The sequence below is a fragment of the Variovorax sp. WS11 genome (assembly GCF_010499245.1).
Classification (GTDB): domain Bacteria; phylum Pseudomonadota; class Gammaproteobacteria; order Burkholderiales; family Burkholderiaceae_C; genus Variovorax.
The window spans coordinates 1776743-1801611 of the sequence record NZ_JAAGOW010000001.1 but is presented as its reverse complement, the minus strand read 5'-3'; the positions used below and the strand labels follow the sequence as shown (position 1 = coordinate 1801611).

The 24869-nt window shown below is 70.5% G+C and carries 26 protein-coding genes; 13 read left to right on the top strand and 13 right to left on the bottom strand.

Translation table 11 applies throughout. From position 1 onward, the window contains the following. The first annotated feature begins 7 nt into the window (after positions 1 to 7). From GXN78_RS09055 to GXN78_RS09035, 5 genes are read left to right on the top strand one after another with little or no spacing between them, the layout of a single operon-like run. On the top strand, positions 8 to 787 hold the full coding sequence (locus GXN78_RS09055; RefSeq protein WP_106559744.1) for an SDR family NAD(P)-dependent oxidoreductase: 780 nt from the start codon (positions 8 to 10) through the stop codon (positions 785 to 787). Further along, on the top strand, positions 784 to 1584 hold the full coding sequence (locus tag GXN78_RS09050) for a glucose 1-dehydrogenase (RefSeq protein ID WP_204162209.1): 801 nt from the start codon (positions 784 to 786) through the stop codon (positions 1582 to 1584). The genes GXN78_RS09055 and GXN78_RS09050 overlap by 4 nt, the downstream gene beginning before the upstream one ends. Before the next feature lie 5 nt (positions 1585 to 1589). Then, positions 1590 to 2453, top strand: coding sequence for an isocitrate lyase/PEP mutase family protein (locus GXN78_RS09045; RefSeq protein ID WP_106559745.1), 864 nt, complete (start codon positions 1590 to 1592; stop codon positions 2451 to 2453). A gap of 51 nt (positions 2454 to 2504) precedes the next feature. Further along, positions 2505 to 3422 carry a dihydrodipicolinate synthase family protein gene (locus tag GXN78_RS09040; RefSeq protein ID WP_239142650.1) on the top strand — a complete coding sequence of 306 codons (918 nt, stop codon included), beginning with the start codon at positions 2505 to 2507 and terminating at the stop codon, positions 3420 to 3422. Positions 3423 to 3426: 4 nt separating this feature from the next. Continuing rightward, positions 3427 to 4347 (top strand): ribokinase, encoded by a 921-nt coding sequence (locus tag GXN78_RS09035; RefSeq protein WP_106559747.1) that lies wholly within the window; start codon positions 3427 to 3429, stop codon positions 4345 to 4347. 5 nt (positions 4348 to 4352) lie between these two features. Here the strand turns inward: GXN78_RS09035 and GXN78_RS09030 are convergent, their stop codons facing one another. From GXN78_RS09030 to GXN78_RS09015, 4 genes are all read right to left on the bottom strand, one after another. Continuing rightward, positions 4353 to 4577: a hypothetical protein gene (locus GXN78_RS09030; RefSeq protein ID WP_106559748.1), complete on the bottom strand. Its 225-nt coding sequence runs from the start codon at positions 4575 to 4577 to the stop codon at positions 4353 to 4355. Between the two features lie 90 nt (positions 4578 to 4667). Then, positions 4668 to 5777, bottom strand: coding sequence for a phospholipase A (locus GXN78_RS09025; RefSeq protein ID WP_239142808.1), 1110 nt, complete (start codon positions 5775 to 5777; stop codon positions 4668 to 4670). Between the two features lie 47 nt (positions 5778 to 5824). Then, positions 5825 to 6253, bottom strand: coding sequence for a hypothetical protein (locus GXN78_RS09020; protein WP_106559750.1), 429 nt, complete (start codon positions 6251 to 6253; stop codon positions 5825 to 5827). Beyond that, positions 6250 to 8361, bottom strand: coding sequence for a UvrD-helicase domain-containing protein (locus GXN78_RS09015; RefSeq protein ID WP_106559751.1), 2112 nt, complete (start codon positions 8359 to 8361; stop codon positions 6250 to 6252). Before GXN78_RS09015 ends, GXN78_RS09020 begins: the two co-directional genes overlap by 4 nt. Positions 8362 to 8467: 106 nt before the next feature. On the opposite strand from GXN78_RS09015, the gene GXN78_RS09010 reads away from it, so the two are divergent. Continuing rightward, the gene (locus GXN78_RS09010; RefSeq protein ID WP_106559752.1) at positions 8468 to 9478 is read left to right on the top strand and encodes an AEC family transporter; all 1011 of its coding nucleotides are present in this window, start codon (positions 8468 to 8470) and stop codon (positions 9476 to 9478) included. 3 nt (positions 9479 to 9481) lie between these two features. On the opposite strand, the gene GXN78_RS09005 is transcribed toward GXN78_RS09010, so the two are convergent. Then, positions 9482 to 10123 carry a hypothetical protein gene (locus tag GXN78_RS09005; protein WP_239142649.1) on the bottom strand — a complete coding sequence of 214 codons (642 nt, stop codon included), beginning with the start codon at positions 10121 to 10123 and terminating at the stop codon, positions 9482 to 9484. Positions 10124 to 10324: 201 nt separating this feature from the next. Between GXN78_RS09005 and GXN78_RS09000 the strand changes: the two genes are divergently transcribed. Then, complete coding sequence (locus GXN78_RS09000; protein WP_106559754.1) at positions 10325 to 10531, top strand: hypothetical protein; 207 nt, start codon at positions 10325 to 10327, stop codon at positions 10529 to 10531. A gap of 23 nt (positions 10532 to 10554) precedes the next feature. Here the strand turns inward: GXN78_RS09000 and priA are convergent, their stop codons facing one another. From priA to GXN78_RS08975, 5 genes are all read right to left on the bottom strand, one after another. Next, complete coding sequence (priA, locus tag GXN78_RS08995) at positions 10555 to 12660, bottom strand: primosomal protein N' (protein ID WP_106559755.1); 2106 nt, start codon at positions 12658 to 12660, stop codon at positions 10555 to 10557. Positions 12661 to 13028: 368 nt separating this feature from the next. Beyond that, positions 13029 to 14135, bottom strand: a complete 1107-nt coding sequence (gene hemE / locus GXN78_RS08990) for a uroporphyrinogen decarboxylase (protein WP_106559756.1) — start codon at positions 14133 to 14135, stop codon at positions 13029 to 13031. Between the two features lie 40 nt (positions 14136 to 14175). Next, positions 14176 to 14868 carry a redoxin domain-containing protein gene (locus tag GXN78_RS08985; RefSeq protein ID WP_106559769.1) on the bottom strand — a complete coding sequence of 231 codons (693 nt, stop codon included), beginning with the start codon at positions 14866 to 14868 and terminating at the stop codon, positions 14176 to 14178. A gap of 94 nt (positions 14869 to 14962) precedes the next feature. Beyond that, a complete protein-coding gene (locus tag GXN78_RS08980; RefSeq protein WP_181360655.1) occupies positions 14963 to 17146 on the bottom strand; it encodes a thioredoxin family protein in 2184 nt (727 codons plus the stop codon). Between the two features lie 49 nt (positions 17147 to 17195). Continuing rightward, positions 17196 to 17939, bottom strand: coding sequence for an alanyl-tRNA editing protein (locus GXN78_RS08975; protein ID WP_106559757.1), 744 nt, complete (start codon positions 17937 to 17939; stop codon positions 17196 to 17198). 140 nt (positions 17940 to 18079) lie between these two features. Here GXN78_RS08975 and GXN78_RS08970 point away from each other — a divergent pair, with 140 nt between their 5' ends. Further along, the gene (locus tag GXN78_RS08970; RefSeq protein WP_181360656.1) at positions 18080 to 19426 is read left to right on the top strand and encodes a sorbosone dehydrogenase family protein; all 1347 of its coding nucleotides are present in this window, start codon (positions 18080 to 18082) and stop codon (positions 19424 to 19426) included. 12 nt (positions 19427 to 19438) lie between these two features. Here the strand turns inward: GXN78_RS08970 and GXN78_RS08965 are convergent, their stop codons facing one another. Beyond that, positions 19439 to 20449 carry a zinc-binding alcohol dehydrogenase family protein gene (locus tag GXN78_RS08965; RefSeq protein WP_106559759.1) on the bottom strand — a complete coding sequence of 337 codons (1011 nt, stop codon included), beginning with the start codon at positions 20447 to 20449 and terminating at the stop codon, positions 19439 to 19441. 100 nt (positions 20450 to 20549) lie between these two features. On the opposite strand from GXN78_RS08965, the gene GXN78_RS08960 reads away from it, so the two are divergent. Together GXN78_RS08960 and GXN78_RS08955 are read left to right on the top strand one after the other, a co-directional pair. Next, positions 20550 to 21476 (top strand): LysR family transcriptional regulator, encoded by a 927-nt coding sequence (locus GXN78_RS08960; RefSeq protein WP_106559760.1) that lies wholly within the window; start codon positions 20550 to 20552, stop codon positions 21474 to 21476. Beyond that, entirely contained in the window at positions 21473 to 22291 is an 819-nt protein-coding gene (locus tag GXN78_RS08955) for a creatininase family protein (RefSeq protein ID WP_106559761.1), read from the top strand. Before GXN78_RS08960 ends, GXN78_RS08955 begins: the two co-directional genes overlap by 4 nt. Positions 22292 to 22306: 15 nt before the next feature. On the opposite strand, the gene GXN78_RS08950 is transcribed toward GXN78_RS08955, so the two are convergent. Continuing rightward, entirely contained in the window at positions 22307 to 22936 is a 630-nt protein-coding gene (locus tag GXN78_RS08950; protein ID WP_106559762.1) for a YbhB/YbcL family Raf kinase inhibitor-like protein, read from the bottom strand. A gap of 129 nt (positions 22937 to 23065) precedes the next feature. Here GXN78_RS08950 and GXN78_RS08945 point away from each other — a divergent pair, with 129 nt between their 5' ends. The 3 genes from GXN78_RS08945 to cutA are packed head-to-tail and all read left to right on the top strand — an operon-like array spanning position 23066 to position 24016. Then, positions 23066 to 23311, top strand: a complete 246-nt coding sequence (locus tag GXN78_RS08945; protein ID WP_106559763.1) for a GlsB/YeaQ/YmgE family stress response membrane protein — start codon at positions 23066 to 23068, stop codon at positions 23309 to 23311. A 23-nt stretch (positions 23312 to 23334) separates the two neighbouring features. After that, the gene (locus GXN78_RS08940) at positions 23335 to 23667 is read left to right on the top strand and encodes a hypothetical protein (RefSeq protein WP_106559764.1); all 333 of its coding nucleotides are present in this window, start codon (positions 23335 to 23337) and stop codon (positions 23665 to 23667) included. A 16-nt stretch (positions 23668 to 23683) separates the two neighbouring features. Next, positions 23684 to 24016 (top strand): divalent-cation tolerance protein CutA, encoded by a 333-nt coding sequence (gene cutA / locus GXN78_RS08935; RefSeq protein WP_106559765.1) that lies wholly within the window; start codon positions 23684 to 23686, stop codon positions 24014 to 24016. Here the strand turns inward: cutA and GXN78_RS08930 are convergent. Further along, on the bottom strand, positions 24007 to 24681 hold the full coding sequence (locus tag GXN78_RS08930) for a histidine phosphatase family protein (RefSeq protein WP_106559766.1): 675 nt from the start codon (positions 24679 to 24681) through the stop codon (positions 24007 to 24009). The two genes, cutA and GXN78_RS08930, sit on opposite strands and share 10 nt — an antisense overlap. Positions 24682 to 24869 lie beyond the last annotated feature (188 nt).

Here is a 24869-nt window from a genome sequence, read left to right as displayed (position 1 = left end):
ATTCACGATGAGTCTTTCGGGAAAGGTCGCCTGGGTCACCGGTGGCGGAAGCGGCATCGGGCTGGCTGGTGCCACGCAGCTGGCGCAAGCGGGCTGTCGGGTCGTCGTCTCCGGGCGCGAGGCGCCCAAGCTCGACGCGGCCATCGAGGCTGCCGAGCGCCTGGGCGCGCCACGCGGCTCGATCTCGGCCGCGCCGCTGGACGTGGCGGATGCCCGCGCCGTCGCGGCCGTTGCGCAGACCATCGAGGCCGAACTCGGGCGCGTCGACATCCTCGTCAACAGCGCCGGCATCAATTTCCCCAAGCGCTACTGGTGCGAGACCGACGGGCCCACCTTCGACCAGGTGGTGGCCGTCAACCTGAACGGCGCCACCTATTGCACCCTCGCGGTGGCCAAGGGCATGCGCGCGCGCCGCGAGGGAACGGTGATCAACGTCGCCTCCTTCGCGGGCTGGCACTACGAGTACCTGACCGGCCCCGCCTACACCGCCAGCAAGGCCGCGCTGATGGCGCTCACGCACTCCTTCAACATCGAGGAGTGCGTCAACGGCTTGCGCGCGACCGCGCTGTGCCCGGGCGAAGTCGCCACGCCGATCCTGAAGAAGCGGCCGGTCCAGCCGAGCGAGGCCGACAAGGCGCGCATGCTGCAGGAGGCCGACCTGGGGCGCACGATCCGCTTCATTGCCGAGATGCCGCCGCACGTCTGCATCAACGAGCTGGTGATCTCGCCGGTGTGGAACCGCACCTACGTCGCGGGCGAGGCGCTGCAGCGCAAGGTGGCGGCATGACGCAGGCTGCGAGCGTGGGGCCGGTGGTGGCCATCACCGGAGCGGGGCAGGGCATCGGCCGCGCGCTGGCGCGGGCCTTCGCCCGGCAGGGCGCCCGGGTGGTCGTCTCCGACATCGATGCCGCGTCCTGCGCGTCCGCGGCGAGCGAACTGCAGGCCCTCGGCGTGCCGGCCGACGTGACGAATGCCGAGCATTGCGCGGCGCTGGTCGAGCGCGTGGTCGCGGTGCACGGCCGCCTCGACGTGATGATCTGCAACGCCGGCATCATGCAGCTGAAGCCGCTGCTCGAACTGGACGGCAAGGACTGGGACCGGATGCTCGGCGTCAACGTCAAGGGCAGCTTCCTCACGCTGCAGGCCGCGGCGCGGCAGATGCTGGCGCAGCCGCCGCTGGCCGAAGGTCGGCCGCGCGGCAAGATCCTGCTGATGGCGTCGATCGCCGGCCGCAGCGGCGCCGGCCCGATCGCGGCGGTGATCCCGCACTACCGCGCCAGCAAGGCGGCGGTGATCAGCCTCACCCAGTCGGCGGCTGTCGCCTTCGCGCCGCAGATCACCGTCAACGCGATCTGCCCCGGTCTGGTGGAAACCGACATGTGGCAGCGCATGGACCGCGACTGGAGTGCGCTGCAAGGCGTGCCCCGGGGCCAGGCGTGGCAGCAGCGCGTGGCCGCGGTGCCCATGGGCCGGGCGCAGACGCCGGAAGACGTGGCCGACTTGGCGATGTTCCTCGCCTCGCCCGCGGCGGACTACATGACGGGCCAGTCGATCAACATCGACGGCGGCCTGATGATGAACTGAGGCCCATGCATTCCGCACTGTCCCTGAAGGCCCTGCTCGCCGGCGCTTCCATCGTCGAGGCACCGGGCGCCTACGACGCGCTGAGCGCGCGGCAGATCGAGCGCGCCGGCTTCCCGGCCGTCTACATGACCGGCTTCGGCGCCACCGCGTCGCGGCTGGGCCAGCCCGACATCGGCCTCATGACGCAGACCGAGATGACCGGCCACGCGCGCGACATGGTGCGCGCCGTCGGCGTGCCGGTCATCGCCGATGCCGACACCGGCTACGGCGGTCCCTCGAACATCGAGCGCACGGTGCGCGAGTACGTCCAGTCCGGCGTGGCCGCCATCCACCTCGAGGACCAGGTGGCGCCGAAGCGCTGCGGCCAGATGGCCGGCATCCGCCTGATCGACGCGCGCGAGAACGAGCGCCGGCTGCGCTGCGCCGTGGCCGCACGCGGTCACGATCCCATGCTGATCATCGGGCGCACCGATGCGCTGCCTGCCGCCGGCATCGACGAGGCGCTGGCGCGCGCCCGGCGCTGGCAGGATGCGGGCGTGGACCTGGTCTTCGTCGACGGTATCAAGAAGATCGCCGAGGTCGAAGCCGTGGCGCGGCACCTGCCGGGGCCGAAGATCGTCTCCATCGTCGACGGCAACGAGACCACCGCGCTGCGCGCGGCCGACCTGCAGGCCATGGGCTTCGCCGTGGTGCTGTACGCGGTGACGGCGCTCTTCAGTGCAGCGCTCGCCGTCGAGCAGGCGCTCGCGCGCCTGCGGCAGGACGGCACGCCACGCGATGTGCCGACGCTCGCCTATGCCGACTTCACCCGGATCGTCGGCCTGCCGGCACACCAACGGCTCGACGAACAATTTGGTTCCGAAGGCTGAAGCGCGTTCTCTCTCTGGCCCCTTGTCTTCCCATCTGCGAAAGTCCCGATCTTGAACTCCGTCACTTCCGTTTGCTATTCCGGCATCTGGCCCGCGCTGCTGACCCCGCTCGACGAGAAGCTCGGCGTCGACATTCCGCGCTTCGCCTCCCATGCGCTGCGCCTGCTCGACGCCGGCTGCACCGGCATCACGCCCTTCGGCACCACCGGCGAAGGCCCGTCCTTCAGCGTGGCCGAGCGCATGGACGCGCTGGCCGGGCTGGTGGCACGCGGCGTGCCGGCCGGGCGCATCCTGGCCTCCACCAGCTGCGCCGCGCTGCCGGATACGCTGGCGCTGACCCGGCACGCGGTCGAGCTGGGCGCCTACGGCTGCCTGCTGCTGCCGCCCTTCTTCCTGAAGGGCGTGTCCGACCAGGGCGTGATCGATGCCTACCGCTGGATCATCGACGGCGTCGGCGACACGCGGCTGCGCGTGGTGCTCTATCACATCCCCCAGGTGGCGGGCATCGGCCTGAGCCATCACGTGATCCGCACCCTGAAGACGCTGTACCCGGAGAGCATCGTGGGCCTGAAGGACAGCGGCTGCCAGCGCGACGCTTCGCTGGCCTACGCCGAAGCCTTCATGCCGCCGATGCAGGTGTGGGTGGGCAACGAGCCGGACCTGCAGACCCTGGCCGCGCGCGGCAGCCTCGGCGCGGTGAGCGGCATCGCGAACGTCATGCCGCGCCTGGTGCAGCGGCTGGTGAAAGGCTCCGGCGAACCGGCGGTGGACCAGGAGCGCGTGCTCGCGCTGCTGCAGATCCTCGGCGGCTATGGGCTCACGGCCGCCTTCAAGGGCGTGATGGCGCTGCTCGACGATGCACCGGGCTGGATGCGCGTGCGCCCGCCGCTGGTGGCGCTGGGCGCGGCCGAATACGAACGGCTGGCCGCGCAGTTGCGCGCCTTCGGCATCGATCGCACGCGGGACTGAGCGCATGGCTGCCAGCGTGGTCTGCATCGCCAGCTGGAATGCCGATCTCGTGTCGCGCATTCCACGGCCGCTGGCGCGGGGCGAAACGCTGCTCGCCGACGGCTTCGAGATCAGCCCGGGCGGCAAGGGGTCGAACGCCGCGGTGGCCGCGGCGCGGCAGGGTGCCGCAGTGGCCGTGGTGGCGCGCATCGGCGATGACGAGTTCGGGCGCATGGCGCTCAGCCTGTGGCACGCCGAAGGCATCGATGTGGGCCATGTGGACATCGCCGCCGGCGAGCGCAGCGGCGTCGCGCAAATCCACGTGTTCGACGATGGCGACAACGCCATCGCCGTCTTCCCCGGCGCCGGTGCCGGCCTGGACGCGGTGCATGCCCGGGCCGCGGCCGGCACGATGGCGGTATGCCGGGTGGTGATGGCCTCGTGCGAGGTGCCGCTGGCCTGCACGCTCCAGGCTTTTCGGCAGGCGCGTGCCCTTGGTGCGCTGACCCTGCTCAACCCGGCGCCGGCCATGCCCTTGCCCGACGAGCTGTTGCCGCTGGTCGACGTGCTCACGCCCAACGAAGGCGAACTGATGGCCTTGGCCGGCCCCGGCGCGGCCTCCATCGACGAGGCCGCAGCGCTGCTGCTCGCCCGCGGCGTGGGGGCCATCGTGGTCACGCTGGGAAGCGCCGGCTGCCGACTCTATCGTCGCGGCGAGGCGCCGCGAAACGAGCCCGGGCATCGCGTGCCGGTGGTGGACACGATCGGCGCGGGCGACACCTTCACCGGCGCCCTGGCCGCTGCGCTGGCACGCGGCGAGTTGCTGCACCCGGCGATGCGCCGCGCCAACGCTGCGGCCGCGCTTTCGGTGCGAGGCCGCGGCGCGATCGGCGGCATGCCTCGGCCGCGCGAAGTGAGCGCGCTGCTCGCCGACCGCGCCGCCTAGAAGCGCTACCGCGCCGGCAGCTGGATCACGTTGCAGCTGCTTCCGCCGCCGCTGCCGTACTCCACGCGGCACACCAGGATGCGATTGCGCGCGGCATCCAGCATCCAGGCCACCGAGGAATCGCCGGTTCCGGAGACGCCCAACGGGATCAGCGGCGAGGCCGGCGGCGGCGCCGCATGGACGGAACCGATGAACGCGAGCGCGATCGTCGCCAGGAATTTCGCAGGCATGGCAGCTCCTTGTGCAGGGGTGGGGCGAGCACTATGGTCCACGCGCTCCCCCGGCGCAATCGGCGCCCGGCGACCGGCCGCGAGATCGCTTCAGAAGTCGACCAGGCTCAGCCCGATGCTGAGCACCGCGCGCTTGCGGTTGTAGTCGACCAGCGTGTCGCCGTAGCCGTAGAACAGCTGCGTGTGGAAGCGCAGGTTGCTCCGGCTCGAGTTGCCGATGGGCTTGAGCCACTCGAGCCGGATCGATCCGCGGCCGCTGTCGCGCAGGTTGTTGCGCAGCGTCATGGCCAGCGTGTTCCCGCTGTCGACGTTCCAGCGGCCGGTGATCTCGGCGCGGCCGATGTAGTTCGAGATGTCGGGGTTGTCGTCGTCCACCGCGCTTTCGTGCACGCGCTTCCAGATGCGCCCGGTGATCGTGAAGCGGTCGTCCAGCTCCACGCCGCCCATCAGGTAGAGCCGGTTCCAGCTGCGCGAGTAGGGCAGGCTCTGGCCATTGGACTGGTGCACCAGCCCGACGCCCGCATAGCGCCAGCGCCAGCCGCCCGGCAGCCGGTAGTCCGTGGGGTAGACGTACATCAGCTCGGGTTCGTGGTCGGTGCTGCGGAAGGGCCGCGAGATGGCGCCGTTGAAGATCTGCCAGGTCGACTGCTGGCTGTAGCCGAACCACAGCGAGTCCTTCTTGACCGGGTCGTCCTGCGTGAGCATGCCCTGGGCGAGCTTGGTGCGCACCGACAGGCCGATGCGCATCTCGTTGGCCTGGTAGGGGATGAAGGTGCCGGTGTGGCCGGCCGAGGGCGAGGTCGGGGTGTCGGGCTTGTGGTTGGCGGTCGCGAAGGACACGTTGAGCGGCCGGTAGCCGCGGAAGCTGAAGGTGCCGCAGTCGCTGCCATTCTCGAGCTCCCAGAAGCGCGAGAGCGCGGAGTACTGGGTGTCGCGGCAGCCCTCCTCGGTCGCGACCGAGACCACGCGCGTGGCCGGCACGGCGGCGTCCACCGGCGCGGGCGGCTGCGTGGTGGCGAGCACCGGCGGCGGCGCCGGCACCTGGGCGGCCGGCAGCGTCTGCTGCTGGGCCCAGCGGTCGAAGCAGGCCAGGCGCGCTTCCTTGTCGTTCGCGAGCCGCTGGCACTGCTGCCAGGTCAGCGCCGCGTCGGCCAGCGGGCTCGCCGGCTTCGGCGCGGGCTGGGCTTGCGCGAGCCCCATGCCGAGGCCGGCAAGGAGCGCTGCGATAGGGGTGATGCGTGTGTTCTTCATTGCCAACTGCCAGTCTTGTTCAGCACGAAGGGGTGCGTGCTGTCGTCGGACGCGTTGCGCCACGTCCCCTTGAATTCCTTGCCGCAGGAGCCCGGCTGCAGCTCGCCCAGCCAGTTGCCGCTGATGGCGCGGCCGTCCAGCGACTCGTCGATGTTGAGCAGGCCTTCGTCGTCGATGTCGCCCGCGAGCTGCGCCACCGAAGGCGGCCTGCTGCCACGCTCGCGCGTGATGGTGCCGCGCACGCCTTCGTACTCGGGATGCTTCGCCAGCTGCACGCGCGCGATGCCGGGTTCGCCCTCGATGCGCGCCTCCCACTGACCATAAAGTGCGCCCACCGGCAGCTCGCGGCCGTTCGCGGGACAGGCCGGCTGGGCCAGGGCGGCGCCCGCGGCCAGGCCCAGCGCCAGAATCAGCGGGCCCTTCATGAGCCTGCCGCGGCCGCTGCTGCTGCTGCTGCTGCCGCCGCCGCGTTGTCCTGGGCCTTGCGCGCGAACTCGGCGCGCAGGGCCTTGAGCTTCTCGCGCGGATCTTCCTTGATGGTCTTCTTGTCGAGCGCCATCTCGGTGATGAAGCGGCTGGGCTGCGCCGGCACCATCTCGCGGCCCTGCTTGCGGCGCTTGGTCCAGCTCACGGCCAGGCTGCGCTGCGCGCGCGTGATGCCGACGTACATCAGGCGGCGCTCCTCCTGCAGGCGCTGCAGGGTCTCGTCGCTGACCTTCAGCTGGCGGCCGCCGTCGTCCTCGAGCTTGAAGGGCAGCAGGCCCTCGTTGACGCCGATCAGCATCACGTGCGGCCACTCCAGGCCCTTGGACGCATGCAGCGTGGAGAGCGTGACCACGTTCTGGTCCTTCTCGCGCTCGCTGATGGTGGAGAGCAGCGAGATGGTCTGCGCCACTTCGAGCAGGCTCTTGCGCTCGTTCTCGACCGTGGCGCCGGAGGCGTCCGCGATCTGCCCGCCGCAGCGCTGCGACATCCAGTCGCAGAACTCGAGCACGTTGGTCCAGCGGCTGGCCGCGGCCTGTTCGCTCTCTTCGCCGTCGTAGAGGTGCTTCTCGTATTCGATGTCCTTGAGCCAGTCGGCCAGGAAGGCGCGCGCATCCTCGGCGCCCATGGTGCGGCGCGCGCGGTATTCGAGGTCGTTGATGTAGCGGCCGAACTCGTGCAGGCCTTCCATTCCCCGCTTGGCCATCACGCTGGGCAGGGAGGGCGAGAACAGTGCCTCGAACAGGCTCAGCTTGTACTGGCTCGCGAAGGTGCCGAGGCTGGCCAGCGTGGTGTGGCCGATGCCGCGCTTGGGCGTGGTCACGGCGCGCAGGAAGGCCGGGTCGTCGTCGTTGTTGACCCACAGCCGGAACCAGCCGCACAGGTCCTTGATCTCGGCGCGGTCGAAGAAGCTCTGGCCGCCCGAGACCTTGTAGGGGATCTGCGCGCGGCGCAGCGCCTGCTCGAACACGCGCGCCTGGTGGTTGGCGCGGTAGAGGATGGCGAAGTCGCGGAACTCCTTGAACTGCTGGCCCTGCGTGGTGGCCTCGCCGCCGCGCAGGCTCTGGATGCGCGCCACCGCGCGCTCGGCCTCGTGCGCCTCGGTGTCGGCATCGACCACGCGCACCGGCTCGCCCTCGCCCAACTCGCTGAACAGCGTCTTGGGGAACAGCTTGGGGTTGGGGCCGATCACGTTGTTGGCCGCGCGCAGGATGGCGCTGGTGCTGCGGTAGTTCTGCTCGAGCTTGATGACCTTGAGCATGGGAAAGTCCACCGGCAGCTTGCGCAGGTTGTCCAGCGTGGCGCCGCGCCAGCCGTAGATCGACTGGTCGTCGTCGCCCACCGCGGTGAAGCGGCCGCGCTGGCCTACCAGCGCCTTCAGCACCTCGTACTGCGTGGCGTTGGTGTCCTGGTATTCGTCGACCAGCACGTGGCCGAGGGCTGCCTGCCACTTGGTGCGCACGTCCTCGTGCTGCTGCAGCAGCTTGAGCGGCATGCCGATCAGGTCGTCGAAGTCCACGCTCTGGTAGGCGACCAGGCGCTCCTCGTAGCGCGCCATGATGCGCGCCGTGATGCGCTCGTTGTCGTCGGCGGCCTGGGCCTCGGCCTGCGCGGCATTGAGGCCCATGTTCTTCCACTTGCTGATGGTCCACTGCCAGATGCGCGCGGTTGCGGCATCGGTGGTGCCGCCGGCATCCTTGAGAATCTTGGTGACGTCGTCGCTGTCGAGGATGCTGAAGGCCGGCTTCAGGCCCAGCACGGCGCCGTCCTCGCGCATCATGCGCACGCCCAGCGCATGAAAGGTGCAGACCACCACCTTGTTCGCGTCGCGCCCGATCAGGCCCTTGGCGCGCTCGCGCATCTCGGCCGCCGCCTTGTTGGTGAAGGTGATGGCCGCGATGCGCTTCGGTTCCACCCCGGCCTGGATCAGGCGCGCGATCTTGTGCGTGATGACGCGCGTCTTGCCCGAGCCCGCGCCGGCGAGCACCAGGCAGGGGCCATGAAGGTAGTTGACCGCTTCTTGCTGCGCGAGATTGAGACCGGAGGACATGAAGGGGAGGGGAAGGGGGGCGCAAAGCGGGCAATGATACGGGGCCGGCGTTATGCAAGGCTGTGTGAAAGCTGTGTCGCCATGTGCCAGGGCGACAATTGCCCGCGTGCTGCACATCCTCGCCGTCACCCTCCCTTTTTTCGCCTTGATTGCGGCCGGCTATGCGGCGGCACGCAGCGGCGCGTTGCCGCTGGCGGCGATTCCGGGCCTCAACGCCTTCGTGCTCTATTTCGCGCTGCCCTGCATGCTGTTCCGCTTCGGTGCGGGCGCGCCGATCGCACAGCTGCTCGATGCCGGCGTGGCGTTGGTGTGGGGCACTTGCGCGCTGCTCGTGGTCGGCGCCACGGTGGGGCTGGCGCGCCGCCAGGGCCTGGCCTGGAACGACGCGGCCTTCGGCGCGCTGGTAGCCGCCTTCCCCAACACCGGCTTCATGGGGCTGCCGCTCCTGATCGCCATCCTGGGCGCGCAGGCGGCCTCGCCGATGATCATCACCATTGCCTTCGACCTGGTGCTGACCTCCTCGCTGTGCATCGCCCTGTCGCGCCTCGACGGGGCCGGTGCGCAGGGCGCGGCCCGGGCGGCGCGGCAGGCGCTGCGCGGCATCGTGCAGAACCCGATGCCCTGGGCCATCCTGCTCGGCGGGCTGGTCTCAGCGACCGGCCTCGCGCTGCCGGGGCCGGCGGAGCGCACGATCGCGATGCTGGGCGACGCCGCCTCGCCGGTGGCGCTGTTCACCATCGGCGCCGTGCTGGCCCGCTCGGCCCTGCTGGCGCGCGAGCATCGCGCCAGCGCGCGCGTGGCCGAGGCCATGGGCAGCGGGACGCCGGGGCCTTTGCCGGCGCGGACTGCCGACCTGCTGTCGGTGGCCGTGACCAAGATGCTGGCGCATCCCTTGCTGGTTTACGGGGTGGCGCGCGCCGCCATGGCGCTGGGCCTGCCGCTCGAGCGCAACGCGCTGGTCGCCATCGTGCTGGTGGCCGCGCTGCCGAGCGCGAGCAACGTGGCCATGCTGGCCGAGCGCTTCGGCGCCGACAGCGGGCGCATCGCGCGCATCATCCTGTGGACCACCGTGGCGGCCTTCTTCAGTTTTCCGCTCGCGGTCGGCTGGGTACGTTGAGCTTCAGGGCGTGAGCACGCCGAGCTTGTAGGGGTCGGCGTCGGACAGCAGCTCGCAGCGCGAGGTGTCGTGCCCCTGCGTGCCGTCGCAATAGAAGCTGTTGTAGACGCGGCCGAAGAGGGTGGGCGTGGAGGTGAAGAGCACGCCCTGACCGGGCTGCCAGCGTTCCCTGGGTGCGCCCGCGGGCTCGGGCTCGGCCGGCGCCGCGGTGAATTCGGCCAGGGTCTTCTGCGCCTCCTCGCCGCGCCAGCGGCTGGCGAGTTCCTCGGGGCGGGGCCGCGCGGCCACCGGGATCAGCAGGCCGTTGACCTGGAATCCGCGCCCGAAGCGGTGCTCCTTGCCGGCCAGGAAGGCATAGGCGCAGGCGGCGTGGCACTGGCCCTTCATCTCCGTGTCGACGCCGCTGGCGCGGATCGCGCGGGCGTATTCGCCGGCCGCCTCGGCCGTGCCGCCGAGGGAGTCCTCGAACACCACCGTGCGCACCTTGCCGCTGCCGAGCTGCTCGACGAAGCGCTGGACGGCACTGCCGTCGAGCATGCCGCTGACCAGCAGGCGGTTGCCTTCCAGCTCGATCTCCGCCGCCTGCACGCTCCAGCTCACGCCCGCCAGAGCCACACCCCCGAGGACCATCGACCAGCTTTTCACGCCAGGACCTTCCGTTGCGGCCCGTTCAGGGCCATGTCAGAGCTTCGACGTCGATTTCGAGCGGCGTCAACCCATGTTTCAGAATATTGCCTACACACCCCCGGCGGCTATTGGCTGATAGTGCTAGCTATACCGTTCGACTAATTCTTCTGTTTGCAAATGCCCTGCTAAAGTGGCGTCAAAACCTTGGGGGAAACTGCCATGACGACTTGGATGCGCTGGATGCTGTGGGTGGCATGCCTTGCCACGGTGGGTTGGCTTTGGCACGCGGGCGCCCTGAGCGCCGGCACGGCGCTCGCGACGGGCGCCGCCAGCCTTCTTCTCTTCGTCTGGCGCAGCCACCACCGCAGGCGCCGCACGGCCTTGCAGTACATCGAGATGGGCAAGCAGCCGATCGGGCTGCACTGAAGCTCGCCGGGCCGTCGCCCGGTTCAGATGCTGTGGGGGTCGACGTCGACCAGCCAGCGGATCACCCCTTTACCTTCGGGCTGCTTGCGCAGCCCGTGCAGCAGCGGCTGCCAGGCCGCAAGCAGGCGCTGCAGCGCGGCGCGCGAAGCGCTCTCGACCAGCAGCTGCGCCCGTTCCACATTGGCCACGCGCTGCATTGCATGCGGCACGGCGGAATAGCGGGTCACTTGCTGCGCACCCTCCAGCCCCTCGGCCGCCGCGCCGGCGGCATTGAGGAAGCCCTGCGCCGCCTCCTGCGTGCGGGCGTCGGCGCGCAGCAGGGCCTGGAAGGCGAAGGGCGGCATCCCGGCGGCCGAGCGCTCCTCCAGCTCGCGCTGGGCGAAGGCGGGGTAGTCATGCCGGCGCAGGGCGGCGAAGAGGGCGTGCTGCGGGTGGTGGGTCTGGATCCACATCTCGGCGGTCGTTCCCTGCGCCAATAGATAGGCCGCATCCCGCCCCGCGCGCCCCGCCGATTGCATGAGCAGGCCGAACAGGCGCTCGGGCGCGCGGAAGTCGCTGGAGAAGAGCGCCCCGTCGGGGTTGGCCGCCGCCACCAGCGTGATGCGCCGGAAGTCGTGGCCCTTGGCGATCATCTGCGTGCCCACCAGCACGTCGACCTCGCCGGCATGCACCGCCGCCAGCTGCGACTCGAGCGCGCCCTGCCGGCGCGTGCTGTCGGCGTCGATGCGCGCGATGCGCACCGGGCTGCCGTCGGGCCGCTTCACGCCGGCGAACAGTTCGCCCAGGTGTTCCTCCAGCCGCTCCGTGCCGCGGCCCACCGGGGCGATGTCGGGGTTGCCGCAGGCCGGGCAGGCGCGCGGCACGCGCTCGGTGAAGCCGCAATGGTGGCAGCGCAGCGTGCGGTCGATCTTGTGGAACACGCGGAAGGCGCTGCAGTGCGGGCATTCGCTCTTCCAGTCGCAGTCGCCGCAGGCCAGCACCGGCGCGTAGCCGCGCCGGTTGAGGAACACCATGCTCTGCTCGCCGCGCGCCACCCGCTGGCCGATGGCGTCGAGCAACGCGGCGGACAGCACGGTTCGCGGCGGCTGCAGGCCCATGTCGACCAGCCGCACCGTGGGCAGCGCCGCGGTGCCGATGCGCGAGGGCATCGCCAGGCGCAGGTAGCGCCCACCGCCATCCTCGCCCGCGGCCGGCCGGCTCTGGTGCCAGCTCTCCAGGGAGGGCGTGGCCGAGCCCAGCATCACCTTCGCGCCCTCGCGCCGGCCTCGCCAGACGGCCAGGTCGCGGGCCGAGTAGCGCGCGCCTTCCTGCTGCTTGTAGCTGGGGTCGTGCTCCTCGTCGACCACGATCAGCTTGAGCGCGGGCATCGAGGCGAACACCGCCATCCGGGTGCCCAGCACGATGCGCGCCGCCCCGCCGTGCGCCGCCAGCCAGCTGGCCAGGCGCTGGGGATTCGTCATGCCGCTGTGCAGCGACACCACGGCGCCGCTGCCGAAGCGGTCCTTGAAGCGCGCCTCCAGCTGTGGCGTCAGATTGATCTCGGGCACCATCACCAGCGCCTGGGCCTCCGGCTCGCGTTCGAGCAGCGCCGCGACGGCCTGGAGGTAGACCTCGGTCTTGCCGCTGCCGGTGCTGCCGAAGAGCAGGAAGGGGCCGCTTTCGGCGTCGAAGCGCGCCAGGGCCTGCGCCTGCTCGGGGGTCAGCGCCGGGCCGCCGGGGGATGCTGCAGCGGCGGCGGGCGCTGCCTGGCGCTTGAGGCGCCGCGCCAGCTGCACCGTGCTCAGGTCGCGCAACTGGGGCGGCAGCGCGGCCAGCGCGATCTCGCCCAGCGAGCGCTGGTAGTAGCGGGCGGCAAAGGCCACCAGGTCGCGCCAGCCCGCGCTCAGCGGCGGCAGGGCATCCAGCACGGCGGCGATGGGCTTGAGCTCCACCGGCGCCGCCGCTTCGTCCTCATCGTCCTGCACCCCGGCGGGCTGGCCCGACCACACCACCCCGAGCACCTCGCGGCGGCCCAGCGGCACCCGCACCAGTGCGCCAGGCGCGACAGGCTGGGGGCTGGCGTAGCTCAGTACATCCCCTAATGCGCTGTGCGCCGGAGTCTGAACGGCGACTTCGAGACGCCAGTTCAAGACACCCTTCCGTTCGGGCCGATGGTTAAAGGAACTTGGAGCAAAGCAGCCTAAGTCGTTGATTTGCCAGCGCTTTGAAAGCCATCCAGAGTTACTGTGGATAACTTTGTTGATATCGGGGCTCGAAGCGCTGCCAGCCCTTGAGAATCAAGGCTCCTGCTGGAATGCCCGCAAAAAAAGCAAAACTCAAAATCCATATGAATCAATAACTTAGCGGCGCTATCGCTTTAGGAGCGGGGGCGGTGGACCCTCAGATGATTTTTCGCTCCGCTACCATGGTTTTGTGCATAAGTCAGTCCGTCCTCACCATTTTCGAACTTGACAAACGCGCGACCCGCGATCTCAGGTGCTTACAAGCCATAACGGCCTCAGAGGCCGCGCAGGGCGCGGGACTGCGCGTGGACCGCGGCCACCAGCGCGGCGACGTGGTCGGGTGGGGTGAACTGGCTGATCCCATGCCCCAGGTTGAAGATGTGGGTCGGTCCGCTCGACGAGGGGTCGCAGTGCGGACGGCCGAAGGCCTGCAGCACCTTCGCGACCTCGGCCTCGATCCGCTCGGGCGGGGCGAACAGCACGTTGGGATCGATGTTGCCCTGCAGCGCCTTGCCGCCCTCACCTTCGCCCACCAGCGTGCGAGCGCGGCCGAGGTTGACGGTCCAGTCCAGGCCCAGCACCTCGCAGTCGAGCGCGCGCATGGCCTCCAGCCAGAGGCCGCCGCCCTTGGTGAAGACGATGCGCGGCACGGGCTGGCCGTCCGCGCCCTGGCGCTGGAGCTGCGACAGCACACGGGCGGTGTAGGCCAGGCTGAAGTCCTGGAACGCGCCGTCGGCCAGCACGCCGCCCCAGCTGTCGAAGATCATCACGGCCTGCGCGCCGGCGTCGATCTGGGCGTTGAGGTAGGCCGCCACTGCATCGGCATTCACCGCGAGCAGGCGGTGCATGAGGTCGGGGCGGCTGTAGAGCAGGCTCTTGACCAGGCGGTAGTCGCTCGAGCCGGCGCCCTCGACCATGTAGCAGGCCAGCGTCCAGGGGCTGCCGGAGAAGCCGATCAGCGGCACGCGGCCGTCGAGGGCGCGGCGGATCGAGCCCACGGCGTCGAAGACATAGCGCAGCTTGTCCATGTCCGGCACCTCGAGCGCGCCGATGGCCGCCTCGTCGCGCACCGGCCGCGCAAAACGCGGGCCCTCGCCGGCCTCGAAGGACAGGCCCAGGCCCATCGCGTCGGGCACCGTGAGGATGTCGGAGAACAGGATCGCCGCGTCGAGCGGATAGCGCGCCAACGGCTGCAGCGTGACCTCGGTGGCGTAGTCCACGTTGGTCGCCAGCCCCATGAAGCTGCCGGCCCGGGCCCGCGTCGCCACGTATTCAGGCAGGTAGCGCCCGGCCTGGCGCATCAGCCAGACGGGCGTGTGATCGGTGGCCTGGCGCCAGCAGGCGCGCAGGAAAGTGTCGTTCTTCAGGGGGGCGAAAGGCATCCCGCGATTGTCGCAGGGGCCTTCGCCGCGGGCCGCGCGTTCAGGCTTTGTACTTGATCGAGCAGCCGTAGGGCTTGGTCGTCGCCGCGCTGATCGGCTTGCCGCCGAAAGCCTCGCCGAGGGCCTGGTTCACGTAGTTGGTCGCGGTCTTGATGTCCTCGGTGCGGGACGAGGCGATGCTGTCGATGCCGCCGGCATACACGAGCACTCCCTTGGGATCGATGATGTAGAGGTGCGGCGTGGTGCGCGCGGCATAGGCGCGGCCGATCACGCCGTCCTCGTCCATCAGCACGGCCGTGGGGGCGGCCGCCTGCTCCTTCATCCAGGCATCGAGCGCGGCCGGCTTCAGGTAGTCGCCGGCGGCGCGCTCGGTGGAATTGACGGACAGCCAGACCACGCCCTTCTCGGTCGCGGCCTTCTGGGTGGCGGGCATGTTGCCGCTGCCATAGTGCTTGCGCACGAAGGGGCAGCCCGGGTTGGTCCATTCGAGCACCACGAACTTGCCGGCGAAATCGGACAGCCGGTGCTGCTTGCCGGCGGTGTCGACGGCGACGAAATCGGGCGCCCTCTGGCCGACGGCCGGCGCGGCTGCAGCGTGGGAACCCATCAGGAAGGTGGCGCCGAGGGCCACGGCGGCGGCCATCACGGCGCGGCGGGAGGCTCGGCTCAGGGCAGCGCGCGCCTGGCGCGCGGCGCGGTAGGAACGCGAGTCTGCGGTTGACGATGAGGGCATGGTCAGCTTGAACTCCACTTGCAAAAAATCAACGACCGCGACAGCTTAGAACGCTTTCTTCACCTGCTTGTGACAACCCGTAGAGGGGCAGGGGTCAAAGTTTCGCCAGCGCTTCGCTGACCTCTTCCTTGCTAAGGATTTCGGTCAGCACCACCGGCGTTCGGCCCGGCGCCATCAGCACATAGGCCGGCACGCCGCTGCGGCCGAGCGCGGTCAGCGCGGCGGTGATCTCGGGGTCGCGGCGGGTCCAGTCGGCGCGCAGCATGGCGACCTTCTTCGCATCGAACTCGGCCAGCAGCACGGCATCGGCCAGCGTGCTGCGCTTGTTGTATTGACAGGTGACGCACCAGGCGGCCGTGAAGTCGACGAACACCGGCCGCCCTTCGGCCGCGAGCTCGCTCACGCGCGCGGGCGACCAGGCCTGCCAGCGCTCGCCGGCCGAGGCGGCCATGGCAGGCGCTGCGCTGCGCACCACGTTGCCGCCGATCGCACCCGCCAGCACCGCGGTGACCGCGATCAGCGCGCTGGCCAGCACGATGCGGGTGCGACCCCGCAGGGTGAAGGCCCAGACGACCGCCGCCAGGCACACCAGCAGGCCCAGCAGCGCGCCCGCGCCGTCGATGCCGCTTTGCTGGCCCAGCACCCAGACCAGCCAGGCCACCGTGGCGAAGATCGGGAAGGCGAGCAGCCGGCGCAGGATGTTCATCCACGGCCCGGGCCGCGGCAGCAGGCGCGCCACGCCCGGCACGAATCCGGCGGCCAGGTAGGGCAGGGCCAGGCCGAAGCCTAGCGCCGCGAAGATCAGCAGGGCCTGCGCGGCCGGCAGTCCGATCGTGAAGCCCATCGACGCACCCATGAAGGGAGCGGTGCAGGGCGAGGCGATCACCACCGCCAGCACCCCGGACAGGAAGTCGTTGGCCATCGGATGCCGCACCTGGGCGCTGCACACCGAGGAGGGCGCGAGCATGCCGAACTCGAACAGGCCCGCCAGGTTGAGCCCGATCAGCGTGAAGAGAGCGGCCAGCACCGCCACCACCGCGGGCGACTGCAGCTGGAAGCCCCAGCCCAGTTCCGCGCCCGCCGCTCGCAGGGCCAGCATCGCGGCCCCGAGCGCCAGGAAGGACAGCATCACGCCGCCCGTGTAGGCCACGGCGGCCATCCGGTGCCCGGCGTCGTCGTCGGCACGCCGGGTGAAGCCCAGCACCTTGATCGCCAGCACCGGGAACACGCAGGGCATCAGGTTGAGCAGCAGCCCGCCGAGCAGGGCGCCCAGCAGCGCGGCAACGAAGCTGCCGCTGGGTTGCGGCGATGCGGGCGCGGTGTTGGACTCCAGCGCGGCCCGCAGGGCCGGCGAAACCTCGGCGCGCGCGGCCACGGCCGGCCAGGTGCCGCTGACCGGCGCCTCGGCGCGCCAGGCTGCGGGCTGGCCCGCCTTCCGGTCGGCCTCGGCCAGGGCGACCACCATCGGCATCGTGCCGGGGCTCGCGCTACGCTGCTCGGCCAGCGGCACGCTGGCGGTCCAGGTGTCGCCGTCCCAGGCTTGGGTCCAGTCCTTGCCGAGGACGGCCGCGGTGTGGATCACCTCGCCGGTTTCCGGGAAGAAGTCCAGCGTCTTGCCGCGCGCGGCGGCCGGCAGGCCGTCGAGCCGGACCTGGAGCTTCTGGCCCTCGATCGCGATCGATCCGGGCTTGGCCAGGGGCTCGGGCCGGGCGGCCAGCGCCGCGTCGAAGGCGTTCTGGTGCAGCGCCGTGGAGCCCTGGACCGGCAGTTTGAGCAGGAACTCCCCGTCCTCGGGGATGCATTCCTTGCGGCAGACCAGCCAGGTGGCCTTGAGCTTGATGTCCAGCGCCTCGGCGCCGGCGAGGCCGGCCGGCGGCTTGAAGTCGGCCGCCACCGTGAGTGGCACCGGCAGCAGCACGGTGCCCTCGTACCCGTAGTTGGCCAGGGTGCCGATCGGAATCTTCTTGGGCGCCGGCCAGGCGATCTCGCCGGCCGTCACGCCGGCCGGCAGCGACCAGGCCAGTTCGGTCGGGAGGCCGGAGTCGCCGGCGTTCTTCCAGTAGGTGTGCCACTCGGGCTGGTGCGTGATCTGCAGCCCAACCCAGACCGGTGCGCCGGCCGAGACGCCCTGCGGCGCCTGGGCGATGAGCTCTGCGCGCACATGCGGGGTGCTGACGACGGGCCCGATGCGGGAAGCCAGCTGGGCCGCTGCCGGCAGGCTGGCAGCGAGGGTGGCGGCCAGGAAGGCTGCGCCGCGGAGGAAGGAGAAGAGGGCCATGCCGGTCAGTCGGAGCGTGCTTGCGGGGCGAAGTTCCGGGCCAGCGGGCTCAGGCCGCCCACCCCAGCACCACCCGGCGGGTCTTGGCGCTCTTCTTCTCGATCTTGGTGACGACCACCGGGCCGATCTCGCGCGTATTCGCCACATGGGTCCCACCGCAAGGCTGGAAATCGATCGCCTCGGCCTCGCCGATCCGGACCGTGCGCACGGTGCCGGTGCCGCGCGGCGGCTGCACGCTCATGCTCTTGACCAGCGCGGGATTGGCGTCGAGCTCTTCGTCGGTGATTGCGCCCACGGCCAATGGATGCCCGGCCGCCACCAGCCGCGCCAAGCCGGCGCTGAGCGCCTCCTTGTCCAGCGGGTCGGTCATGTGGAAATCCAGTCGCGCGTAGTCGGGCGTGATCGAGCAGCCGTCGACCGGCTGCGGCACCAGGTGGCAAAGCAGGTGGGTCGCGGTGTGGAAGCGCATCAGCTTGTGCCGGCGGTCCCAGTCGATGCGGGCCGTCACGGCATCGCCGGCCTTCAGGTCCGCCAGCAGCCCGGCCTGGTCCGGCGCCGGCACGTGAGCGATCGCCTTCGTCGGCCGGCCCTCGGCATCCTTGGCCTTGCGGGTGTCGGCGATCGCCAGCGCCCGTCCGTCTGCCAGCACCAGCTGCCCGCTGTCGCCGGCCTGGCCGCCGCCCAGCGGATAGAACACCGTGCGGTCGAGCACGATGCCGGCCTCGTCGATGCGCAGGACGCGGGCCTCGCACTCGCGCAGGTAGGCGTCGGAGCGGAACAGGTCGTCGGTCATCGCCCGATGGTAGCGGGGGCGCCGCGCCGGGGTGCGCCCACGCCGGAAAGCGCCCACAGCCGACAGCCTGGGGTTGTGCCGGCGGGATCATTCGTGGCAAAGCCGCGGGCTTCGCGGCTGCGCATGAAGGATTCATGGCGATGAAGCGATCCAGTCATTTTTCTGCAGCCACTGCCGCGCTGGCGGTGGCCCTGTTGCTGGCGGCGTGTGGCGACACCGCCAAGCTGCCGCCCGAGGCCGGCATCGGCCCCACGCCCCAGCTGCCCGCGCCCAACAAGACGCTGATCCCCACCGTCCGCGTCGCGCCCGCGGTCGGCTGGGGTGACGCCGCCGGTCCGACGGCGCCGAGCGGCTTCGTCGTGACGGCGCTGGCCCGCGGCCTGGACCATCCGCGCTGGGTCTACACCCTGCCCAACGGCGACGTGCTGGCGGTCGAGAGCAACAACCCGCCCAAGCCCGAAGGAGCGAAGACGGGCGGCGGCGGCCCGGTCGGCTGGATCAAGTCGCGGGCCTTCGGCATGTTCCAGAAGCGCGCAGGCGGAGGGGTGCCGAGCCCCAATCGCATCACCCTGCTGCGCGATGCCAATGGCGACGGCACCGCCGAAGTGCGGCAGGTGTTCATGCAGAACCTCAGCTCGCCCTTCGGCGTCGCGCTGGTCGGCAACGAACTCTTCATCGCCAATGCCGACGCGCTGGTCAAGGTGCCCTATGCCGAGGGCCAGACGACGATCACTGCCACGCCGACAAAAGTGACCGACCTGCCGGCCGGCATCAACCACCACTGGACCAAGAACGTGATCGCCAACCGCGACGGCAGCAAGCTCTATGTGACGGTGGGCTCCAATAGCAACGTCGGCGAGAACGGCCTGGCCGCCGAGGAGGGCCGCGCGGCGATCTGGGAAGTCGACGTCAAGAGCGGCGCCAAGCGCCTGTTCGCCGGCGGCCTGCGCAATCCCAACGGCCTGGGCTGGGAGCCCGATACCCAGGTGCTGTGGACGGTGGTGAACGAGCGCGACGAGATCGGCAGCGACCTGGTGCCGGACTACCTGACCTCCGTGAAGGAGGGCGCGTTCTACGGCTGGCCCTGGAGCTACTACGGCGGCCATGTGGACGCGCGCGTCGAGCCGCAGCGCCCGGACCTGGTGGCCAAGGCGGTGGTGCCCGACTACGCGCTCGGCTCGCACGTGGCGCCGCTGGGGCTGGCCTTCTCGCATCCGCGCGGCATGCCGCCGGAGTTCGCCAGCGGCGTCTTCATCGGCGAGCACGGCTCATGGAACCGCAAGCCGCTCTCGGGCTACAAGGTGGTGTTCGTGCCCTTCATCGGCGGCCGGCCCAGCGGGCCGCCGGTGGATTTCCTGACCGGCTTCCTGAGCGCGGACGAGAAGGCCCAGGGCCGGCCCGTCGGCGTCGCGCTGGACAGGAGCGGTGCGCTGCTGGTGGCCGACGATGTGGGCAACACCGTCTGGCGCGTGGCGCGGGCGCGGTAGTCGAAGGGCGCGTCAGAAGCCCGCCAGAACGACCTTGCCCTGCGCCTTGCCGCTCTCGATCAGCGCATGGGCCTTCCGCAGGTTGGCGGCATTGATCGTGCCGAAGCTCGCGTTGGCCGTGGTGCGGATGCGCCCCGCATCGACCAGCGCGGCAACTTCCGCCAGCAACGCGCCCTGCCGTGCGAGATCGGGCGTCCCGTAGCTCGAGCGCGTGAACATCAACTCCCAGTGCAGCGAGATGGACTTGCTCTTGAGCGGCATGGCGTTGAAGACCTTCATGTCATCGATCACCGCCAGCCGGCCCTGCGGGCGCAGGCTCTCGATGATCTGGGGGTAGTGCTGCTCGGTCTGCGTCAGGCTCGCCACCATGTCCACCGGGCCGATGCCGGCGGCCTTCAGCTCGGCGGCGAGCGGCTTCGCATGGTCGATCACCGCATGCGCACCCAGCGCCAGGCACCAGGCGCGCGTCTCGGCGCGCGAGGCGGTCGCGATCACGCGCAGCTGCGTGAGCTGGCGTGCGAGCTGTATCAGGATCGAGCCGACGCCGCCGGCGCCGCCCACGATCAGCAGCGTCTCCCCGGCGCCGCCGTTCTTCGGTACGCCGAGCCGGTCGAACAGCAGTTCGTAGGCCGTGATCGTGGTCAGCGGCAGGGCCGCGGCCTGCGCATCGTCCAGGCTCGTGGGGGCGAGCGCCGCGATGCGTGCGTCCACCACGTGCAGCTCGCTGTTTGCGCCGGGGCGGGTGATCGCGCCGGCGTAGTACACCCGGTCGCCGGGCGTGAAGCCGGTCACCGAGGCGCCGGCCGCTTCGACCGTGCCGACGGCGTCCCAGCCCAGCACCTTGGCCTGGCCCGCCTCGGGCGCGACGCCCTTGCGCACCTTGGTATCGACCGGATTGACGGAGATCGCTTTCACCCGGACCAGCAGGTCGTGCTCGCCCGCCGTGGGCGCGGGGAGCTCGAGGTCCTCGAGCGCAGCGGGATCGTCGATGGGGAGGGAGTGGCGGTAGCCGACGGCTTGCATGGAGGGTCCTTGGATGAATGGGTCCCGATGAAGGGAGTGGCAGGACTGTAGGTATTCCGTTTTGGTTTGATAAGCTGGCCCGATAGCGGATCAGTTTCAAATGAAAATTGAAAACCTCGCGGACCTCCACGTGCTGTTGCACACGGCGCGCGGCGGCACGCTCACGGCTGCGGCGCGAACCCTGGGCCTGACACCGGCCGCCGCCAGCGCGGCACTCAAGCGGTTGGAGGCGCAGCTGGGCGCGCGCCTGTTCGAGCGCTCGACCCGCGCCATGCGGCTGACGCCCCAGGGCCAGACCCTGCTGGACTACGCGAGCCGTGCCTTCGAGCTGCTGGCCGAGGGCGAGTCGCTGGTGACCGCTGATCGCGGCGCGCTCGTCGGCACGCTGCGCCTTGCTGCCCCTTCGGACCTGACGCGCAGCGCGCTGCTGCCTTGGCTGGACGAATTCCTGGAAGCCCATCCGGGCTTGCAGCTTGCGCTTTCGGTGGGCGACCGGCCGCTCGACGTGACGCGCGACGAGGTCGATGTGGCGCTGCGCTACGGCGTGCTCGCCGACTCGCGGCTGGTGGCGCGCAAGCTGGCCGATTCGCGGCCGGTGCTCTGCGCCGCGCCGTCCTACCTGCGGCGTCACCCGGCCCCACAAGTGCCGCAGGACCTGCTGGAGCACAACTGCCTGACCTTCCATCGCAGCGGCCGGCGCCAGCGGCTGTGGCGCTTTGCGCGCAATGGCCAGTGGACGGAGGTGCGGGTGGACGGGGACCGCATCGTCGACGACGCTTCGCTGGCACGCCAATGGACGCTCGACGGCCGCGGCATCACGCTCAAGTCGGCCTTGGATGTGCGGCACGACGAGGCCGCAGGGGCGCTGATGCGTCTGCTGCCGGACTGGGAGACCGAGCCTTATCCACTGCATGCGCTGCTGCCCAGCGGCCGCTTCGTGCCCGCTCGGGTGCGGGCGCTGGTCGACTTCCTGGCTGCGAAGTTCGCGGCGCTGCCGTCGCCGGGCGGCCCTAAGATTGCTGGATGACCCTTCCCCGCAGCCGCTTCTGGTCCCAACTCACGACACGCGACTTCGCCGCGCTCGACCCGGCAACGGCCGTCGCGGTGCTGCCCCTCGGCGCGACCGAGCAGCACGGGCCGCACCTGCCGCTGGGCGTGGATTCGACGCTGGTCGACGGCATCGTGGCCGCAGCCGTGCCGCTGCTGCCGGCCGAGCTTCCCGTGCTCTTCCTGCCCAGCCAGGCGATCGGCCTGAGCCCCGAGCACGCGAGCTTCCCCGGCACGCTGACCCTGTCGGCCGAGACGCTGATCCGGCTCTGGCGCGAGATCGGCGCCGGCGTCGCGCGCGCCGGCGTGCGCAAGCTGGTCTTCTTCAATGCCCATGGCGGGCACACCGGCGCGATGGAGATCGTGGCGCGCGAACTGCGCGCGGCCCATGGGCTGATCGTCTATAGCGCGAGCTGGTTCAACCTGCCGCTGGGCGAGGCCGGCGCGCAGTTCAGCGCCGAGGAGCACCGCTTCGGCGTGCATGCGGGCGAGATCGAGACCTCGATGATGCTGGCGCTGGCGCCGGCGCAGGTGGACATGCAGGCGGCACGCGATTTCGGCTCGAGCTCGCGCCAGCGGGCGGCTGACTACCCGCTGCTCGGCAACGGCAAGAGCGCCCGGCTCGGCTGGGCCATGGAGGACTACAACACCGAGGGCGCCGCCGGCAATGCGGCCGCGGCGAGCACGGAGAAGGGGCGGGCGGTGGTCGAGACCGCGGCGCGCCAGCTCGCCTTGCTGCTGGCCGAGGTGTCGCGCTTGCCGCTGGCGACCGCGCACACCGGGCCGCTGCCTTAGAGAAGAAGGAGGCGCTCAGCCCGCGACCGCCGGGCCGCCCGGCGCAGTGTCCTGGATCTTGATCGTGCCGTCGGGCCGCTCGCAGGTGCCGATCAGCAGGCCGCTGGCCACCGCGTGGCTGCGCAACTGCTCCATCACTTCGTCGCGCCCCGGCGTGGCCGAGAATGCCGGCGCGCTGTCCAGCGCGAAGACCTGGAACGCATAGCGGTGCACCCCGTGCCCCGGCGGCGGGTCGGGCGGCAGCCAGGCGGCCTGAAGGTAGGAATTGCGCCCGGCGTGCAGGCCGGTGCCGGCGTTGTCGGCGCTGGGGAAAGCGGCTTCCGGCAGGTTGCCGTCCTCCGCCGGCAGCCCGACCGCGATCGCATGGACCAGCGGATGGGGCGTGGGCGAATCGGCATCCTCCACCACCAGCACCAGCGATGCCGATCCGGCCGGCACCCCGGTCCATTGCAGCGGGGGCGACAGGCCCTCACCGTCGGCCGTGTAGCGCGGCGGCAGGGGCGCATGGTCGGCGAAGGCCAGGCTGCCCAGGGTGATCGAGGCCATGCCCTGGCGCAGGCCCAAGGTGTTGAAGGCGATTTCGTCGAGGCCGGCACGCACGCCGTGCAGCGCCTGGCCGATGGCTTCGGGGAGCTTCTCGAGCATGCCGCGGGTATAGCGCGCGACCCGCAGGCGGCGTGTAGGACACGAGAGCGGCGCGGGGCTCCGCTATCATGAATCGGGCCGGCGCCGCCGGGCGGCTCCTGTCCCTCTCCCACCCACACAAGGAAGCGTATGAGCATCGTCTGGACCATTCTGATCGGCTTCGTCGCGGGCCTGGTGGCGCGCGCCATCAAACCGGGCGACGATTCGGCCGGCTTCATCGTGACCACCTTGATCGGCATCGCCGGCTCGCTGATCGCGACCTATCTGGGCCAGGCCATGGGCTGGTACCAGGCGGGGCAGGGCGCAGGCTTCATCGCCTCAGTGGTGGGCGCGATCGTGCTGCTCTTCATCTGGGGCCTGCTCAAGCGCAAGTAGAAGACAAGGAAGCGAGGGCGGCGATGGGCCGTCGATCCAGGGCGCACCACCATGTCTACGTCGTCGAGCTCGACGACCGGGTCTGGAACATCGGCCGCTTCCGGCGCGCCAATCCCGATTACCGCCTTGGCCAGCCTTTCGTCTATGTGGGCATGACGGGGCTGGATCCCGACGTACGCTTCGACAAGCACAAGGCCGGCATCCAGGCCAACGCCTTCGTGCGTGACTACGGCCTCAGGCTGCTGCCGACGCTTTACGCCGTGTACAACCCGATGCCCTACGAGGCGGCGCGCGAGATGGAAGTCGAGCTCGGCATCGCACTGCGAGAAGCCGGCTACGGCGTCTGGCAAGCCTGAACCCCCGGAGACATCCATGGACCACCCCGCCTGCATCGTGATGACCACCGCCAGCACCGAGGACGAGGCCGAAGCGCTCGCCGTCGCCATCGTCGAGGCCCGGCTCGCCGCCTGCGTGCAAGTGGAGCGCGTGCGCAGCTTCTATGTCTGGCAGGAGAAGCTGCACCGCGAGCCCGAATGGCTGCTGTTGATCAAGACGCTGGCAGCCCGCTTCCCGGCGTTGGAGGCCTTCATCCGCGAGCGCCACAGCTATGAAACGCCGGAGATCCTGCAGGTGCCGGTCGCGGCCGGCTCGCCGGACTACCTGGGCTGGCTGGCCGCCGGCAGCACCGGCCCCGATCAGGCGTAGGTCACCCAGTCCTCGTAGGCCGGGCCGTCGAGGTGCGGCAGCGTGTTGTAGGTCACCAGCATGTGGCGCTTGGGCGTGAAGGCGAACTCGGTGACGGCCGTATTGCGGATGCGCAGGTTGAGCTCGATCGTGGTCTCGGGGCTGGTGCCCAGCACATGGCCCACCGCGGTGCTGATCGGCCCGCCGCTGGAGACCACCAGCACGCGGGCACCGTGGTGCTTGCCGCGCACATGGTCGAGCGCCGTGGTCACGCCGGCCAGGAAGTCGACGTAGCTCGGCATGCCCACGGGCGCGGTGCGGCCCTGCATCCAGGCGCCCAGGCCATCGCGCAGCAGCCGGAAGTGATGGCGGTACATCTCGGGCGAGTCGGGCTTCTGCAGCTTTTCCGGATGGATGGTCGCGATGACGGCATCCGCGTCGTACTCGTTGAGCCCCGGCCAGGGCAAGACGTCGTCACGCACCAGGCCCAGGCCCTCGGCGATCCCCTCCCAGGTCTGGCGGTGGCGCTTCAGCGTGCCGGTGATGACCGCGTCGAACTGCATCCCGCGCTCGCGCCAGTACTCGCCCAGGCGCCGCGACTGCCGTCGGCCGAGCTCGCTGAGCTGGTCGTAGTCGTCCGCGCCGAAGCTGGCCTGGCCGTGACGCACGAGATAGAGGGTTCCCATGGGCGGAATTCTGCCGGGGCGCACCGCCCGAGGCCGTCACGGCCGTGACCGTTGCGCTCGCGCATCGCCCGCGCATTTGCGTGAAATAAGCAACGATTTTTGTAAGTGGATGAATCCTAAAGTGTTCATTGTGTAAGAATGCAAACTTTCGTTGACATTGCCGCGCCAGCCCTTCCACGCCGCAATGC

What these genes read in the sequence shown, in the direction of transcription:
- GXN78_RS09000 (WP_106559754.1), top strand. Translation starts at nt 10,325, where the DNA reads ATGACGACTTGGATGCGCTGGATGCTGTGGGTGGCATGCCTTGCCACG.
- GXN78_RS08945 (WP_106559763.1), top strand. Translation starts at nt 23,066, where the DNA reads ATGAGCATCGTCTGGACCATTCTGATCGGCTTCGTCGCGGGCCTGGTG.
- cutA (WP_106559765.1), top strand. Translation starts at nt 23,684, where the DNA reads ATGGACCACCCCGCCTGCATCGTGATGACCACCGCCAGCACCGAGGAC.
- GXN78_RS08950 (WP_106559762.1), bottom strand. Translation starts at nt 22,936, where the DNA reads ATGCTCGAGAAGCTCCCCGAAGCCATCGGCCAGGCGCTGCACGGCGTG.
- GXN78_RS09030 (WP_106559748.1), bottom strand. Translation starts at nt 4,577, where the DNA reads ATGCCTGCGAAATTCCTGGCGACGATCGCGCTCGCGTTCATCGGTTCC.
- GXN78_RS09025 (WP_239142808.1), bottom strand. Translation starts at nt 5,777, where the DNA reads ATGGGGCTCGCGCAAGCCCAGCCCGCGCCGAAGCCGGCGAGCCCGCTG.
- GXN78_RS08970 (WP_181360656.1), top strand. Translation starts at nt 18,080, where the DNA reads ATGAAGCGATCCAGTCATTTTTCTGCAGCCACTGCCGCGCTGGCGGTG.
- GXN78_RS08940 (WP_106559764.1), top strand. Translation starts at nt 23,335, where the DNA reads ATGGGCCGTCGATCCAGGGCGCACCACCATGTCTACGTCGTCGAGCTC.
- GXN78_RS09015 (WP_106559751.1), bottom strand. Translation starts at nt 8,361, where the DNA reads ATGTCCTCCGGTCTCAATCTCGCGCAGCAAGAAGCGGTCAACTACCTT.
- GXN78_RS08955 (WP_106559761.1), top strand. Translation starts at nt 21,473, where the DNA reads ATGACCCTTCCCCGCAGCCGCTTCTGGTCCCAACTCACGACACGCGAC.
- GXN78_RS08985 (WP_106559769.1), bottom strand. Translation starts at nt 14,868, where the DNA reads ATGCCCTCATCGTCAACCGCAGACTCGCGTTCCTACCGCGCCGCGCGC.
- hemE (WP_106559756.1), bottom strand. Translation starts at nt 14,135, where the DNA reads ATGCCTTTCGCCCCCCTGAAGAACGACACTTTCCTGCGCGCCTGCTGG.
- GXN78_RS09045 (WP_106559745.1), top strand. Translation starts at nt 1,590, where the DNA reads ATGCATTCCGCACTGTCCCTGAAGGCCCTGCTCGCCGGCGCTTCCATC.
- GXN78_RS08960 (WP_106559760.1), top strand. Translation starts at nt 20,550, where the DNA reads ATGAAAATTGAAAACCTCGCGGACCTCCACGTGCTGTTGCACACGGCG.
- GXN78_RS08980 (WP_181360655.1), bottom strand. Translation starts at nt 17,146, where the DNA reads ATGGCCCTCTTCTCCTTCCTCCGCGGCGCAGCCTTCCTGGCCGCCACC.
- GXN78_RS09055 (WP_106559744.1), top strand. Translation starts at nt 8, where the DNA reads ATGAGTCTTTCGGGAAAGGTCGCCTGGGTCACCGGTGGCGGAAGCGGC.
- GXN78_RS08930 (WP_106559766.1), bottom strand. Translation starts at nt 24,681, where the DNA reads ATGGGAACCCTCTATCTCGTGCGTCACGGCCAGGCCAGCTTCGGCGCG.
- GXN78_RS08965 (WP_106559759.1), bottom strand. Translation starts at nt 20,449, where the DNA reads ATGCAAGCCGTCGGCTACCGCCACTCCCTCCCCATCGACGATCCCGCT.
- GXN78_RS09050 (WP_204162209.1), top strand. Translation starts at nt 784, where the DNA reads ATGACGCAGGCTGCGAGCGTGGGGCCGGTGGTGGCCATCACCGGAGCG.
- GXN78_RS09020 (WP_106559750.1), bottom strand. Translation starts at nt 6,253, where the DNA reads ATGAAGGGCCCGCTGATTCTGGCGCTGGGCCTGGCCGCGGGCGCCGCC.
- GXN78_RS08975 (WP_106559757.1), bottom strand. Translation starts at nt 17,939, where the DNA reads ATGACCGACGACCTGTTCCGCTCCGACGCCTACCTGCGCGAGTGCGAG.
- GXN78_RS09035 (WP_106559747.1), top strand. Translation starts at nt 3,427, where the DNA reads ATGGCTGCCAGCGTGGTCTGCATCGCCAGCTGGAATGCCGATCTCGTG.